Below are 17,355 nucleotides of genomic sequence, written 5' to 3'. Positions count from 1 at the left end.
TCACTATTCCCCACTCTTCGGGTTATCTTTGCCAAATATTAAAAAACCATGGCCACTTTTCTTTTTGACAAGATTATTTTCGGGCCGGTGCAGAGCCGCCGGCTGGGTGTTTCACTGGGAGTGAACCTGCTTCCTGTAAATGTAAAAGTGTGTTCGTTTGATTGTATCTACTGCGAATGCGGATTCACCCCAAAAAAATACAAGGAAAAAGTAATCCTTCCAACCAGGAAGGAAGTAAAGCAGAAAATGGAGGAAAAACTGCAGGAAATGACCGGCAACAACCTGCTCCCCGATGTAATTACCTTTGCCGGAAACGGAGAACCCACGCTCCATCCGGAGTTTGCAGGAATTATTGACGATACCATTAAGCTGCGCGACAAACTGGCCCCAAAAGCCCGGATAGCAGTTTTGTCGAACGCCACCATGCTGCACAAAACCGACGTTTTTAACGCGCTTCTTAAAATAGAGGACAACATTCAAAAACTTGATTCGGCTTTCGAAGAAACAGTAGAACTACTTGACTGCCCCCGGGGCAATTTCGATCTGCAAAAAGTAGTTGGTCAATTGCAACGTTTCGACGGAAAAGTAACTATCCAGACCCTTTTTATCAAAGGGCATTTTAAAAACCGTCCGGTTAACAACACCTCCGAAAAGGAGATTGCAGCCTGGCTGGAACTGCTCAAAGAAATTCGTCCCGGAGAAGTGATGATTTACACGATTGCCCGCGACACGCCTTTGGACACACTCGAAAAGGTTTCGCTTGAAAAACTGAATGCCATTGCAGAACGGGTGAAAAAAGAAGGATTCAGCGTGCAGGTTTCGTCCTGAATGTTTAAAATATTCCCGGAGAAACCTTCAGCGCCCGCGAAAATACTTTGCAAAGAACTCCCCTTGCAGTCGTCCTAAAAAATAATGGAAATACAACATTACGGCAATCGTTTTGCAGGTTAATTGAACATCAACCACCTACAATTCAATTGGAATAATTAAATTGCGACATAAAATAATTACACAAGCAAACAAATACCGATTAAAACAAAAATGAAGAACCGGTCCGGGATACACCGCTTTTTTAATGCTGAATTTACTCTTCTTGACAAAAAGCAGGATCGTTATCTGCTTATCCTTATCTGCCTTATTTTCAGTGTCGTTTTTGTAAATGTTTTTGTCCCGTTTAATATTAACAGGTGGTATTCTGATTCGGGCTTCATTCAGTTTCTGCGACTTTCAAGCTACGGAGTAATTATTGCCATAGTTTTCCTTTTCACCCAGTTTCCCCTACGGAAAATCTTTAAAATAACCCATTTCAAAGTAAAAACCTACCTGCTTTGGCTGTCAATTGAGGCCGCACTTATAAATCTCACTTACATTTTCTCCTACGGAAATCCGCTAGGTAATTTTATGAACGATATGGGTTTCTCCATAAAATATACCCTCCCCGGTGTTTGTCTTCCTTATTCTTTTGCATTGCTTCTTATCTATTATAAAAACCAGTACTCAGAAATAAAAACGTTGAAACAACAGGCTGCCAGGCCGGCACCCGGCAAACTCATCGGTTTTAAAGACGAAAAGGGTAAAATCCATTTCTCCATACTGACGGAAGATTTATTATTTCTGGAATCAGCCGACAACTATGTTTATGTTTACTATTTGGCTGACGGAAAAAAGAACCGCAGAATTTTACGGAATACGTTAAAAAACCTGGAAGAAGCTTTAAAGGCCCGAAACATATTACGCTGCCACCGATCATTCATTGTGAATACCCAAAATGTAGAAATGGCGTACAAAAAAGGAAAAAGACTTTTCCTCAAACTAAAACAAACCGATAGCTCCATTCCTGTTTCTTCAAAATATTTCCCCCTGTTTCTCGCTTACATTTCTTAAAGCCGGATTATTTACCCCCTCATAGGTTCATTCACCCCAAACATTTGGAAATCTTATCAATCCGTGTAAAATTTGTTCCCGTTAAACTTTTAAATAATTCAAAAATGAAAAGCTTTTTAGTACTTGTATTTTTTGCCGCATTTACAATGACAGTAAACGCTGCAATGGTTCAGAACAACAATGATGTGGTAGGAGAATGGAAATATGATGTAAAATCTGCTCCTTATGGCTACGAAAAAGGAACATTAACTTTTTCTGAAAATGAAAAGCAACTGTCCGGTGAAGTAAAATTTGCCGATGGGTACAAAATTAAATTAAAGGACGTGTTGTATAAAGAAGGAGAGTTGACATTTAGTTTATACGTTGACTACGAACTCATTACCGTAAAAACAAAAATAGAAGGGAAAAAAATGAAAGGAACGGTTGGTTCCTCAGGAGGAAAAATGGAATTAACTGCAGAAAAAACCCGCTAAATGCCAATTGCAAAGTGGGATCTACATTCGTCTGATCCCACTTTTTTGCATTTTTCATTGCATATTTCCACGAATAATCCCTTTAACTCTGGCGGAAGGATTCCCATGAAATATGACACTATTCGCCCGGGGAAATATATTTTTATGGTCATCATTTTCTTACGACGTAATATTTTCCCCTTTTGTCACACATATTGTTTGTGTTTTATCCTGCTTCGAACCACAGAAATAATTTCAGGCAGGGTTAAACTATTTGGTGTAGGTCAAGTCCAAATCAGAGTTCAACCAAGTTAGAGATAAAAAACCGTGCAGATAAAAATTGAAAACCTGAATAAAGTTTACCGTAACGGGAATTATGCCATCAAAAACCTGAACCTCGAAATTCCCAATGGTATGTTTGGATTACTGGGGCCGAACGGTGCAGGAAAATCGACCCTGATGCGGATTTTGGTAACTTTAATGAAGCCTTCGGGAGGCAAGGTTTTGGTAAATGATTTGGATCTGGCAAAAAACCGCCGCGAAATCAGGGCGATGCTGGGTTATCTGCCGCAGGATTTCAGCTTTTTTTCGAAACTGAAAACGTATGAATTTTTAGATTACACGGCACGCCTTGCCGGCATGAAAAATGGTGCTTCCCGCAAAACCGCTGTCGATCAGATGCTGGAGGAAGTGGGCTTGTTTGAAGCCCGCGACCGCAATGCCAACAAACTATCGGGCGGGATGAAACGCCGGCTTGGTATTGCACAGGCGCTCATCAACAACCCAAAAATTATTATTGTGGACGAACCTACCACCGGCCTGGACCCGGAGGAACGTATCCGCTTCCGCAACCTGCTTTCCAATATCAGCACCCGCGACGTAATCATCATTTTATCTACTCACATCGTGGGTGACATTTCCAGCACCTGCAACAACATGGCCCTCTTAAATAAGGGAGAACTGGCATTTACCGGGTCGCCCGAACAATTGATTAAAGAAGCCAAAGGAAATGTCTGGCTGATTAGCGCCACCGAAACCGAATACATGGAAATTAACGAAAAATACCCGGTGATTTCCACTATTCCTACCGAAGGAGGTTGGGAGGTGCAGGTAGTTGCGCCCGAAATAAACGGTTACTACGGAAAACAGATAGAACCCAACCTGGAACATGCTTACGTACATTTTATGGAAAACAAACTGAACCAATGGTCCAATTCATAAAATAAAAACAGCGCAGAATGATTTCATTGCACAACATATTGTCCATTGCCAAATACGAACGAAAAACGCTGCTCCGAAGCTGGTTTTTTCGCATTTTCAGTGTCCTTTCGTTACTCGTGTTGTTTGGACTGAACTTCGGATTTATTATCGAAGGCGGCGGCCCGGATGGTTGGGCTATCCGGAGTATTCCGGCAGCAATTCCCTATTTCAACTTGCTGATTTTAAATGTAGCACAGGCGATTATCGCTGTTTTCCTGGCATCTGATTTTCTGAAACGCGATAAAAAACTCGACACCACAGAAGTTATCTACATGCGTTCCATGACCAACGGCGAGTACGTTATTGGCAAAACATGGGGAAACCTCCAGGTATTTCTGGTGCTAAACATTGCCGTCATTCTCATGGCCTTCATTTTTAACATGCTGTCGCAGGGAACATCTGTCAACTGGGAATCGTACGGGGTTTACCTCTTACTCATTAGTGTGCCCACGCTGGTTTTTATTATGGGGCTTTCGTTCCTGCTAATGAGCGTTATCCGCAACCAGGCGATAACATTTGTTATCATCCTGGGCTACATTGGCATTACACTTTTTTTGCTTCAGGCCAAATTCTACTACATTTTCGACTACATGGCTTTCAACATTCCCATGCTTATTTCCGACATTACCGGCATGGGGAACCTCGAAAAGGTACTCATACACCGCGGCATTTACTTCTCACTTGGCGCCAGTTTCATTTTTCTCACTATCTTCCTGTTGAAAAGGCTTCCGCAATCGGAATCCATGACATACTTCTCCCTCGTTTTTGCCATTGCTTTTCTGGGAACCGGAGGATATCTCGGGTACCGTCATATCGATCAGTTTAAAAAAAATGAAATCATTCGAACCGAAGCAATCGAGCTGAATAACTCCTATGTAAAAGAACAACTTCCGGTTACCCTTGCTCATTCCATTTCAATGGAACACCAGGGGAAAAAATTGGCAGCAACTTCAACGCTCACGCTTAAAAATGAAAATGCAAAACCACTTGAAAAACTCATCTTCAGCCTGAATGAAGGATTGACAGTAAAAAGTTTTAAATGGAATGGAAAAGAGATCCCTTTTCTGCGCAAGCGTCATCTGATTCTCGTAACTCAGGATGTTCTCCTGCAGCCGGGCCAGGAAGCGAAGGCTGAAATCGTTTACGCCGGAAATATCAGCGAAAACCTTTGCTATCTTGATATTCCGGAAGAAGAACGGCAAAAAAAATACGGAAAATTTGTGCTGAATGTGGATAAACGATATGCCTTTTTAACTCCCCATTACGTCCTGCTCACTTCCGAAGCAAACTGGTATCCAACAACGGGCGTTACCTACAGCACGGAAGATGTAAGCTGGAACCGTCCTGAATTTATTAATTTTAATCTGGAAGTAAAAACAGCACCTGGACTTCAGGCTGTTTCCCAGGGTGAAATTACTGAAATCTCAGACGGCCGGTTTACCTTCACCAACAACGTTCCCCTTACCCAGATTTCGCTTGCCATTGGTGCCTATGAAAAAAAGAACATGGAATACGACAGCCTGGAATACGGCATTTGGCATATAAAAGGACATGACTTTTTCACCGGTGCTTTTCCCGAAATAAAAGATACAATTCCACAACTTATTGGGGAACGGATGGGCGATTTTGAACGCACCTATAATTTGGAATATGCATTCGACCGGCTCTTTTTGATGGAAGTGCCCGTGCAATTTAAAACGTATGAACGGATATGGTCGGCCCGGCAGGAATTTGTTCAGCCGGAACAGGTGCTGATTCCCGAAAAAGGCTACCTGCTCAGGGAAGCCGACCTGGAAGGCTCAAAAAAAAGAATGGAGCGCTGGGGGCGACGCGGCAATAACAACATGACCGGGAAAGACATTGAGATGCGCATTTTAAATGATTTTCTCGGATTATTTACAGAAGAACAGAAAACGGATTTCCGGGGAAGGCGCGGTGGATTTTCTGTAGTGGAATTGGCCAACCCTTACTTTGTTTTTCCCATGCTTTACAACTTTCAAAATAATATTCAATCGGAAGAATGGCCCATCACAAACCGCATTTTTGAGGCCTACCTGAGAAGTCAGTCAGCCAACCTACGCTCGGGATGGATGCGTAACATGCAGGGAATGAGTGATGATGAACTGGCCAACATCGCCCTGCAAGACAGCACCTTTGAAGAAATTCTGGCCGACCCCGAACAAAAAAGAATCATTGATAATGTGATTAAACTGAAAGGGGAAGTATTGTTTTCCATGGTACAGTGGAAAGCAGGCCAGGAAGAATTTGAAGATTTTTTACGTGATTTATTAAGACAGTATCGGTTCAAAAATATCTCGTTTGAAACGTTTGACCAGAAGATAAAAGAAAAATTTGGCATTGAGCTTATCCCCATGATGGACAACTGGTTCAAGGAAAAAAAGTTACCCGGTTACCTTTTCTCACCCATCGAAGCGGTAAAGGTAAGAACCCAAAACCGAATGCGGACAAAAATATTTTTGAAAGCAACCAATTTTTCCGAAATCGAAGGGATTGTAAAATTTTCTTTCAGGCTTGGGGACAGAGGAGGTCGTGGCGGAGGATTTGGCCGCGGTCCGAGTGCTGAAGACATGATCAACAAGCTGGTATACCTCGACCCGGGACAAAGCAAGGATATCAGTTTTATGCTTGATGCCGACCCCCGAATGGTAATGTTGAATACCATGACTTCCCAGAATATTCCGCAGGTAATTACAGAAGGGTTCCGCGACATTGAGGAAGACCCAAGAGCGGTACAGTTTGAAGGAGAAGTGATAACGGATATACCGGTTAAGAGTGAATTATCAGGCGAAATAATTGTAGATAACGAAGACCCTGAATTTGAAATTACCCAAACCGAAAAAATCAGTCTGTTGGAAAAATGGCTGATAAAAAAAGAAGAGGGAACACGAAAGTATGAAGGAATGAATTACTGGCGGCCTCCTGTAAACTGGACAGCCACTACCAATTCTGATTTTTACGGTGAATATGTGCGCTCCGGCTATTACATCAAAGCGGGCGACGGTTCTATGAAAGCAAAGTGGCATGTGCCGGTAACCGAACCCGGATATTACGATGTGTATTACCATATTTATAAAACAAGAAGGTTTGGCCGGAGAGGAGGAGATGAACAGGGCGAATACCAGTTCTTTATTCACAGCGACGATGGGCAGGAAGAGCAAACACTATCTTACCAAAGCGCCGACGAAGGCTGGAACCACCTGGGATCTTATTACTTTTCGCCCGACACAGCACTCATCGAATTAACCAATAAGTCAGAGCTCCGCATCGTTTTTGCCGATGCCGTACGGCTCGTAAAATTGTAAAACAATAAATTGTCAAAAATATGAATCCACTCAGGAAATTGACACAGCGTTTGAAAATATTTTTTGGAGTTTCTCTGCTCCTTTTTATTATTCCGGCAATCAATGCCCAGGAAATCCTCACCCTCAACAAGGCCATTTCAGTGGCCGAAACCGGAAGCCCCGACCTGAAACGCTCGATGCTAAACTTAGAGCAATTCCAAAAAAACCTGGAAGCACAGCGGGCCGCCCTCAAGTCGCGTTTTTCGCTCGATGTTTCACCCGTCGGGTTTAGCCGTAACCGCCGTTTCGACAACCGGGTGTCGCAGTGGTACACCAACGAAAATTTTCAAACCAATGCCCTCTTCAGGGTTGAGCAACCCATACTTTTAACCGACGGTACCCTTTCACTTACCAACGAGTTCGGATGGCAAAGCAATTTTTCGGACGCTACCGATTCCGAAAGCCAGGTTTTTTACAACAACCTGTACCTTAACTTTAACCAACCCATTTTTACCTACAACAGGCAAAAGCTGGAACTGAAAGAGCTGGAGCTGAGTTTTGAAAATGCCAACATCAGTTACGCCATCCAGCGGCTGAACCTGGAGCGGAATGTTACCGAGTTCTTTTACAATGTGTATATGGCTCAGATGAACCTGAACATTGCAAAGGAAGAACTGGCAAACACTCAAAAAAGTTACGAAATTATCAAAAACAAAGTGGAGGCCGGGTTGGCAGCCAGGGAGGAATTGTACCAGGCCGAGCTCAACCTGGCTACTTCCAAATCCACCTTACAGAACCGGGAGGTCTCGTTTGAGAACGCCAAAGACCAGCTAAAACTGTATCTGGGGATGGACCTGTACGAAGATTTTTCCATTTTGGCCGATGTGGCGATGAACCCGGTCCGGGTTGATTTGGAAAAAGCCATTGAGACCGGGCTTGAATCGCGCATGGAATTAAGGCAGCGCGAAATCGAGATTGAAAACGGGCAGTTTGATTTGATTCGGACCAAATCGCAAAATGAATTCCGTGGCGATGTAAACCTCCGCCTCGGTATTTCGGGCGACAACCCCAACCTCGACCAGATTTTTGACGCTCCAACCAACAGCCCTTCGGTAGCCGTAAGTTTCAACATTCCGCTGTTCGACTGGGGCGAGAAAAAAGCCCGCATTGCCGCACAGGAGGCTGCCATTGAGTCGCAAAAGCTGAATTATTCCGATGAACAAAATCAAATCATAATAGGAATCAGGCAAGCTTTCAGAAACCTGCAAAACCAGTTGGGCCAGATTGAAATTGCAGAACAAAGCCAGACCAATGCCGAACTGACATATGAAATCAACCTCGAACGGTACGAAAACGGCGACCTCACCGGAATGGATCTCAACCTGTATCAGACACAGCTTTCAGAAAGGAAAATTGCCTATGCACAGGCGCTTATCAATTATAAAATTGAATTGCTGAACCTGAAAATTCAAAGTTTGTACGACTTTGAAACCAATCAATCCATCCTCCCATCCGAACTTTACTTAGACGAAAACAATCAATAATCCAGCAAAATAGTATAAAATGAAAAATATAAGATTCATTCCGCTCCTCATCCTTGTGGCAGTCCTTGCAGCCTGCAACAACCAGAGCCAATCTGAAAGTACCGAATTAGCCGTTCCGGTTTCCATTGAAGACATCAAACTTCAGGATATTCAGCAATTCGTAAATACTACCGGAACGGTAAATGCCACCTCAGAAGTGGTCATGAATTCGGAGATGGCCGGCGACTACTTTTTGCAAACCAATCCGGCAACCGGCAGGACTTTTAAGCTGGGCGACCGGGTACAAAAAGGACAAACCATCATCCATTTTGAAAACGAGGAATATGAGAACAACCTGGCCCCGGATGCGGTGAAACTAAACCTCGAAATCTCAGAACAGGAATATGAGAAACAAAAATCATTATACGAAAAGGGCGGAGTTACCCTGCGCGAACTACGAAATTCGGAAGTGTCGAAAACCAATGCACGCTACAATTTCGAAAATGCCCGGATTCAACTGGACAAAATGAATATCACGGCCCCCTTTTCCGGTGTCATTACAGAATTGCCTTACTACACAGAAGAAACGCGGGTGGCATCCGGCTCCCACATGGTTACCCTCATGAGCTACACCCAAATGTACATGAACATGAACCTTCCCGAAAAAAACATTTCGGAAGTAAAGCTGGGACAGGATGTACTTATAACAAACTATACCCTTCCTGAAGATACGCTGAAAGGGAAAGTAACGGAGCTTTCACCGGCCATCAGCACTGAAACCCGCACCTTCCCGGGAAAAATTGAAATCAATAACCCGGAATTAAAATTACGTCCCGGGATGTTTGTAAAGTGCGATATTATTACTGCCCGGAAAGACAGCGCCATCGTAATCCCAAAAGATATTATTATGACAGGAGGCCGTGGAAAGTATGTGTTTGTGGTAGGCAGAAACAGTGCGGCGGACGATCGCTGGATAACAACCGGAATTGAAAACCAGGATTATGTGGAAGTGGTGGAAGGCCTGCAGCCAAATGACCGGCTCATTATCAAAGGCTTTGAAACTCTTCGCGACGATTCAAAAGTTAAGATCATCCGGTAGGAGTTCCCGGACAACCATAAGAAAGGTTTGCAATGAAAAAACTAACACAATTTTCTGTCAATTACCCGGTTACCGTGCTGATGGTTGTCCTGGGAGTCATCCTCCTGGGGTACATTTCGTTCGACAAGCTGGGAGTTGACCTGTTTCCGGATCTCAACTCGCCCCGCATTTTTGTGGAAATCGAGTCGGGTGAACGCCCACCCGAGGAAATGGAAAAACAGTTTGTGGAAAACATCGAAGCGCTGGCCATCCGGCAGTCAGACGTGGTGCAGGTTTCTTCCGTTACAAAAGTGGGAACGGCACAAATAACGGTTGAATATGCCTGGAACAAAGACATGGACGAGGCATTTCTTGACCTTCAGAAAGCGCTGAATGCACTCACACAAAATGCAGATATCGATGACCTGAGGATTACCCAGCACGACCCCAATACCGCCCCGGTGATGCTGATTGCCGTTCGGCACAGCGAAATCACCGACATGAATGAAATCAGAAAAGTGGCGGAAAACTACATTCGCAATGAACTGGTGCGTCTGGAAGGAGTGGCTGAGGTGGAGCTGTCGGGGCAGGAAGAGAGCGAAATAATCATCCACACCGACCATTATCGCCTCGAAGCGCAGGGACTGACACTCGACCAGGTGAGTTCCCGAATTCAAAATTTTAACCGGAATGTGTCCGGAGGCCGCATAAGCGAAATGGGACTGCAATACATCGTGAAAGGAGTCCGGTTGCTCAACGATGTAGAAGATTTTGAAAACCTGATTGTAGGATATAAAGCTGTGAGAACTGAAACCCAAGGGGAACGCAGCGTGGAAATGGCCCCTGTTTTTCTGAGAGATGTGGCGACAGTAACTCTGGGCAATAAAGAACCCGCCAACATTGTACATTTTAACGGTGAAAGGTGCGTGGGTCTGGCCATTTACAAGGAAACCAAGTTTAACACAGTAAAAGCAGTAGAGCAAATCAATGAAGCGCTGGTCACCATCGAAAAGGCCCTTCCGGGGTATTCGTTGCAGCAGGTAACCAACCAGGGACGTTTTATTAGCAACGCTATTGGTGAAGTACAAAACACAGCCCTGCTCGGTATTTTGCTGGCGGTGTTTATCCTTTTCCTATTCCTTCGCCGCCTGGGGACTACCCTCATTGTAAGCATTGCCATTCCCATCTCCATTATTGCCACGTTCAACCTCATGTATTTCAACGACCTCACCATAAATATCATGACACTGGGAGGGCTTGCGCTGGGAGCCGGCATGCTGGTTGACAATGCCATTGTAGTGCTGGAAAATATTTTCCGCAATCATGAAAACGGAATGAATGTGAAAGATGCTGCGATAAACGGAACAGCCGAGGTGGGCGGCGCCATTACAGCCTCCACCCTCACCACCATTATCGTTTTCCTTCCTATTGTGTACCTGCATGGCGCTTCGGGTGAGCTATTTAAAGACCAGGCCTGGACCGTGGCCTTCTCGTTGGTTTCATCCCTGCTTGTGGCCATTTTTGTTATTCCCGCACTTTACCACTGGTTTTACAAAAACCAAAAAGCGCCGGTAAAAAAGCGATCGCTGAAAATGGGAGGCTACAGTCGATTTCTCGACAGAATACTAAAAATAAAGTGGGTGGTTGTTTTACTCGCTGTAATTCTTGTAGCAGGATCTTTTTTACTGGTGCCCCGGATTGGCGCTGAGTTCATGCCCCGAACCGAAACACGCGAGTTTACCATGAACCTGAAATTACAGGAAGGGACAGAGCTGAAACGAACGGAATCAACCGTAAAAAACATAGAGTCGATTTTAACGGAATACCTCGGCGACAACCTCGAAAAACTCTATTCCCATTCCGGACCGTCCACCAGTATCTCGGGCGGTGTTACATCCATTTTTGAAGGCGATAATACCGCACAGATAAAAGTTATTCTGACGGATAAAACAACCATATCAACAGACCAGGTGATTGAAACAATGGATAAACTTACGGACAATATTTCCGGTCTGGAAGTTAGTTTCTCCGAAGAACAAAGCGCCCTGAAATCCATTCTCGGTACCGATGAAGCCCCCTTAGTTGTGGAGGTGAAGGGTGAAGATCTCGGCGAAATTGAAACAATCGTAAACCAGGTAAAAGAAAAAATGACGGGCATCGAAGGCTTGTTCAATGTACAAACGTCCATTGAAGACGGCGCACCTGAGGTAGAAGTACATGTAGACCGCATCAGGGCAGGAATGTACAATATCGATATCAACACCGTTATTACACAGATACAGGATCAGCTGGAAGGGAAAAATGCCGGGCAAATGGAAAAAGGCGGCGAAATGCGGGACATTACCATAAAAGTTCCGGAAAAAGGGCTGAATGATATTCACAATCTTACCATTACCTCAGGAACCCAGGTATTCAGGCTCAGTGAGATTGCCGATATTTCCTATGGCGTTTCACCCAAAGAAATCCACCGGAAAAACCAGAGCCGCACAGGCCGGGTCATTGCCCACCTGGACGAAGGTCTACCCCTGGACCAGGTAGCCGCAAAAATCCGGCTTGAAACAGCTTCCATCGAGCTGCCCGCCAACTACCGGATTTTAGTAACCGGAGAAGAAGAAAAAAGACAGGAATCGATGAGCAGTCTTGGTTTTGCGTTGTTGCTTTCCGTAATTCTGGTTTATATGGTAATGGCCTCGCAGTTCGAATCGCTCATTCACCCGTTTACCATACTGCTTACCATTCCACTCGCTGTGGTGGGGAGCATTCTCATCTTTTTTGCCCTGGGAAAAACATTCAACATTATGGCGCTTATTGGGGTAATTATGCTGGCCGGGATTGCCGTTAACAACTCCATCATCCTGGTTGACCGGATAAACCAGCTGATTCGCGAAGGAATGAACAGAAGGGAAGCCATTTTACAGGCCGGGCAGCAACGTATCCGCCCTATTTTTATGACCAGCATTACCACTGTGCTGGCCCTGTTGCCGCTCACTTTCGGTTTTGGCGAAAGTGCGTCGCTGCGTTCCCCTATGGCTCTGGCAGTCATTGGCGGACTGGTTACCTCCACTCTTTTAACGTTGGTTGTCATCCCCTGCGTGTATGATATTTTAGACAGGATAAAAGGGATTTTTAGAGCATGAAGTTCATCATAAACAGGAAAATACTTATCAGCATGTTGTTTACGGGGCTTACCCTGCTTGGGTACGTTTCGTACAAACAATTGCCGGTAGAGCTAATGCCCAATGCCGAGTTGCCCATGTTATTCGTCCAGATCAATTCGCGTATCGAAGTGGACCCTACCTACATGGAAAACCAGGCTGTTATTCCCATTGAAGGGGCTATCGGGACGATGGAAGGAATTGAAAGCATGGAAACCTTTCTGAATAATCAAAGGGCGACCATAGAGGTTAACTTCAACCAAAATGTCAATTTCAAATACACATTCCTGAAACTTCAGGAAAAAATAGAACAGGCAGCCGATAACCTTGACGAAAATTTTATTGTTTCAGTTAACCGGGTTGATATCCGGCAGCTCAGCAACCAGTTCATGGAATTACAGATGAGGGGTAGCGGAGGAACCGACCGGCTCCGAAACATTGTAGACCAGGAGGTTGCTGCTGAGTTTGAAAATATTGATGGCATTGCATCGGTAAATGTATTTGGCGGAAATGAACGTTCCATCGAAATCACTTACGACAAAGGAGCCTGTGAGGCTTACGGCATCACACCGGCTCAAATCCGGAACGCCGTTGCTTCCAATTCGTCGAACCGGACTTTTACCGGTTTTTTGCACGAAAACGAGAAGCAGTATTTTGTACATGTAACGGCTGAGTACAAACAGGTAACCGACATTGAAAACATTGTGGTTGCCGATGGGCCAGTGTACCTGAAAGATGTAGCCGATGTTTTTTTTGGTGTAAAAGAGGAAGAAACCATTAGTCGTGTAAACGGGCTGGATGCTGTTTCCGTGATGCTGGTAAGCGATTCGCAGGCAAACCTCATCGAACTTTCGAAAAAAGTACAGGCCCGTATTTTGGCGCTGAACGAAAAACTGGCATCCAAAGATGTAGAGTTGGTGGTACAAACCAACCTGGCCGAAACCATGGAAAGAAATATCGACCAGATTATGAACCTGGCGCTGATTGGGGGACTTCTGGCCATTTTCGTTTTATGGATGTTCCTGAAAAACATTCGCATTGTATCAATCATTGCACTGGCCATTCCCGTTTCAGTGTTTACGGCATTTAACCTGTTTTATGCATTTAATGTTTCCATTAACAGCCTGACACTGGTAGGTCTGGTACTGGCCATTGGAATGCTGCTCGACAACAGCGTGGTGGTTCTGGAAAACATTTACCGCCTGTCGGGCAAACGCTATGGGGCCGACGAAGCGGTGGTGCAGGGAACTTCCGAGGTTTGGCGCTCCATTGTTGCCGCCACCCTCACCACGGTTACCGTATTTCTCCCTTTCCTTTTTTCTTCGGAATATATGATAAAGTTGCTGGGGAGTCATATAGGTGTTTCCATTATCTCCACCCTCACAGTCTCGCTGTTTGTGGCGTTGTTACTAATTCCCATGGCAGCACACTTTCTTCTGAAAGGAAAATCTTCCCACAATATTTTTTATGAAAAGGTAACTACCAATAACCGCATCATTCAGATTTATGTACTGTTGCTCAAAAGCGCCATGCGGTCACCTGCTGCTACAGTTGTTGGAGCCATTGTGCTGTTTTTTATAACCATTTTTATTGTGCTTGCCATCAGTGTAAATAACCTGGAAGAAGTGGAAGAAACGCGGTTCTCCGTTTATGTAACCATGCCAACCGGTTCTACACTCGAAGCAACAGACAAGGTAGTGGCCGAAGTGGAGAACCGGCTGGGAGAAATTGAGGAAAGGCAGGATGTCATTGCCAACATCCAGGAAGAGGAGGCAATAATTACAGTGGTGTTGCAGGAAGATTATGAAAAAATCGATGACCGGAATATTGCCGAAATTAAATCGGAGGTAGAAGGCATGATTAACCGACTTTCGGAGGCTGAAATCAGCCTCTCAGCGCCGGCATCCAGTTCCAGTTTCCGTGGGGGTGGCCGCGGAGGCGCCGGAATGGAAAACTTCAGCCGTTTTCTTGGAATTGGTGAAAACCGTGAGCGGATTGTAATTAAAGGGGAAGACTTCGAGGTGATGAAAGGGGTGGCCGAGGATCTGGAATATTACATCGAAAACCTGGAATCGATACGAAGCGCTAATATCAGTGTAGCCAGCGACCGGCCTGAACTGCACCTCTATTTCAATCAGCTTCTGCTTACTGAGTTTGGATTAACCCTGAACAATATTGCCTCAGAACTGGGCTCTTTCTCCCGTGAATTTACATCAGGGGTCAACTTTAAGCAGGGAACTGAAGAATACGAAATCATCATAAAAGAAAACCTCGCAGAAGAGGAAGAAGAACAGGAAAAAACCATTGAAGACCTGAGGCGGCTCCAGGTTAACAACAGCGAAGGTGCTGCTTACGATTTGCAGGATATTGCCGATCTGGTATATGCTGACGGGATGGCAAGCATTAACCGGGTAAATCAGGAAAAACAGATTGAATTGTTTTACCGCTTTGCTTCTGAAGCAGAACAATCAAAAGATCTGCTGGAAGCTTACCGCCTTGAAATTGATCAGGTTGTTGGTAACTACAAAATACCTTCCGGTGTGGCAATTGAAGTGATTCATCAGGAAGATCAGTATACCGAATTTTATTTCCTGATTGGGGCGGCATTTATCCTGATTTTAATGATCCTTGCTTCGGTTTTCGAATCGCTTACAACACCGGTGGTACTGATGTTTTCAGTCCCCCTGGCTGCCATCGGTTCATTTATCGCATTGATATTTACCGGCAATAGCCTGTTCAATGCCAACACCCTGACAGGATTTCTTATTTTGCTGGGCGTAGTGGTCAACAACGGCATCATCCTAATCGATTTTACCAACATCCTTCGAAAACGCGGATACCGCAAGTCACGGGCGCTTATAACAGCCGGTCTTTCACGGGTACGACCTATCCTGATTACCGCCATCACAACCATTGTGGCGATGATGCCACTGGCAATGGGGCAGTCGGAATATGTTGGGGCAATTGGGGCGCCTTTCGCTATTACGGTAATCGGAGGCCTTTCGGTAAGTACGTTGCTTACCCTGGTTTTTGTGCCTACGCTCTATTTCGGGATGGAAAATGCCGTGAACTGGCTCAAATCACTCCACTGGTCACTGAAAGTACTTCAAATTGTACTCTTCGTTGCTGGCACAATCTACATTTATTTCGAAGTAGAATCCTTTATGTGGCAACTCCTTAGTTTTATGCTGGTTGTCATTCTTATTCCGGGAGTGACCGCCTTTGTGCTCACCAGTCTGAGGCAGGCAAGTTCCAGGGTCATCGACGAAAAAGAGCCCATCCGTATTGTGGTTCGCAAACTGGTAAAAATCTATGATCGGGACAGCCGGCTGGCCCGTGAATGGAAGGCTGGAATCAAAATCAGGGAACGTGCCGGCTTGCTGAAGGATTACAAGAAACTACGTGATTTTTACGACCTCGTGTGGCAGGTTCCACTATTCGGATTTCTTATTTATTTCACCTTCTTCTATCTTGAAAGCAATGTATGGATGTGGGTCATGTCACATTTTGTATATTTCTTCCTGTTCCTGCTGAGAGTTCCGTTTGCACAGATAATGTCCAACAAATTTGAAGCAACCCAAAAACCTGTTTACCTGAAAGTTAACCGAATCGTAAAAAATGTAATTTACTGGGGAGTCCCGGCGCTGTTTCTTTTTATCTTTTTCAGGCGTTGGGACAACATTGGGATGATCATTTTTGCTGGCATTGTGTGGTTATTGTTGCTTGTTATTTACAGTTCGGGCGAATACATTCACCGGAAAAACCTGAACATCGCACGCATTGAAGGAAGACTGGCAACCTTCCGCCGGTGGTACTTTACCCTGGTACGGCAAATCCCTGTTATCGGGAAACGTAAAGTACCTTTCCGGGCGCTGAACGGCGTTTCTTTGGAAATTAAAACCGGCATGTTTGGATTACTGGGGCCTAATGGCGCAGGAAAATCGACCATGATGCGCATTATCTGCGGAATCCTTGAACAGAGCTACGGAAAAATCTGGATCAACGGCCTCGACACCCAGAAACACCGGGAAGAGTTACAGGGACTTATCGGGTACCTGCCCCAGGCTTTTGGCACCTACGAGAATATGTCGGCCTGGGAATTTCTCGACTACCAGGCTATCCTGAAAGGAATCAGGGATGCCGGCACGCGAAAAGGACGACTGGAATACGTACTGAAAAGTGTACATCTGTTTGAGCGCAAAGACGACAAAATAGGTTCATTCTCCGGCGGAATGAAACAACGTATTGGTATTGCCCAGATTTTGCTTAACCTGCCGCGCATTCTCATTGTAGATGAACCAACGGCAGGGCTCGACCCCCGCGAGCGTATCCGTTTCAGAAACCTTCTGGTGGAACTCAGTCGCGAACGAATCGTAATTTTCTCGACGCATATCATTGAGGATATTTCCAGTTCGTGCAATCAGGTAGCTGTGATAAACCGGGGCGATCTGAAATATTTCGGGACACCCGGCGACATGGTAAAAATGGGCGAAGGTTTTGTTTGGCAAATGACCCTGCCAGCCAAAGAATTCGACAACTTTGCCAACAAACAACTGATTGTGCACCACATGCGCGACGGCGAAAACATTAAGGTGCGTGTACTTTCCAAAGAAAAACCGGCGCAGGATGCAGTGAACGTGTCTCCTCACCTTGAGGATGCTTATTTATGTTTGTTAAAAGATTTTGCAAAAAATGTGTAGC

The 17,355-nt window shown here is 45.0% G+C and carries 9 protein-coding genes; all 9 read left to right on the top strand.

What is annotated here, in order from left to right; genetic code table 11:
- The first annotated feature begins 48 nt into the window (after positions 1 to 48).
- The 9 genes from D1164_RS04765 to D1164_RS04725 all read left to right on the top strand — a co-directional run bounded on the left by D1164_RS04765 (position 49) and on the right by D1164_RS04725 (position 17,354).
- On the top strand, positions 49 to 828 hold the full coding sequence (locus D1164_RS04765; protein ID WP_119348815.1) for a radical SAM protein: 780 nt from the start codon (positions 49 to 51) through the stop codon (positions 826 to 828).
- Positions 829 to 1,041: 213 nt separating this feature from the next.
- A complete protein-coding gene (locus D1164_RS04760) occupies positions 1,042 to 1,884 on the top strand; it encodes a LytR/AlgR family response regulator transcription factor (RefSeq protein WP_119348814.1) in 843 nt (280 codons plus the stop codon).
- Between the two features lie 104 nt (positions 1,885 to 1,988).
- Positions 1,989 to 2,357 carry a hypothetical protein gene (locus D1164_RS04755; protein ID WP_147372030.1) on the top strand — a complete coding sequence of 123 codons (369 nt, stop codon included), beginning with the start codon at positions 1,989 to 1,991 and terminating at the stop codon, positions 2,355 to 2,357.
- Between the two features lie 306 nt (positions 2,358 to 2,663).
- Positions 2,664 to 3,557 (top strand): ABC transporter ATP-binding protein, encoded by an 894-nt coding sequence (locus D1164_RS04750; protein ID WP_119348812.1) that lies wholly within the window; start codon positions 2,664 to 2,666, stop codon positions 3,555 to 3,557.
- A gap of 17 nt (positions 3,558 to 3,574) precedes the next feature.
- A complete protein-coding gene (locus D1164_RS04745; protein ID WP_119348811.1) occupies positions 3,575 to 6,919 on the top strand; it encodes a golvesin C-terminal-like domain-containing protein in 3,345 nt (1,114 codons plus the stop codon).
- A gap of 20 nt (positions 6,920 to 6,939) precedes the next feature.
- Positions 6,940 to 8,442: a TolC family protein gene (locus D1164_RS04740; RefSeq protein WP_119348810.1), complete on the top strand. Its 1,503-nt coding sequence runs from the start codon at positions 6,940 to 6,942 to the stop codon at positions 8,440 to 8,442.
- A 19-nt stretch (positions 8,443 to 8,461) separates the two neighbouring features.
- Positions 8,462 to 9,520 carry an efflux RND transporter periplasmic adaptor subunit gene (locus D1164_RS04735; protein WP_119348809.1) on the top strand — a complete coding sequence of 353 codons (1,059 nt, stop codon included), beginning with the start codon at positions 8,462 to 8,464 and terminating at the stop codon, positions 9,518 to 9,520.
- 32 nt (positions 9,521 to 9,552) lie between these two features.
- On the top strand, positions 9,553 to 12,636 hold the full coding sequence (locus D1164_RS04730; protein ID WP_119348808.1) for an efflux RND transporter permease subunit: 3,084 nt from the start codon (positions 9,553 to 9,555) through the stop codon (positions 12,634 to 12,636).
- The gene (locus D1164_RS04725; protein ID WP_119348807.1) at positions 12,633 to 17,354 is read left to right on the top strand and encodes an efflux RND transporter permease subunit; all 4,722 of its coding nucleotides are present in this window, start codon (positions 12,633 to 12,635) and stop codon (positions 17,352 to 17,354) included. Before D1164_RS04730 ends, D1164_RS04725 begins: the two co-directional genes overlap by 4 nt.
- Position 17,355: the final 1 nt, after the last annotated feature.

This window comes from Mariniphaga sediminis (genome assembly GCF_003573545.1).
Lineage (GTDB): Bacteria > Bacteroidota > Bacteroidia > Bacteroidales > Prolixibacteraceae > Mariniphaga > Mariniphaga sediminis.
The sequence above is the reverse complement of the archived record's forward strand: the minus strand, read 5'-3'. Positions and strand labels throughout refer to the sequence as shown.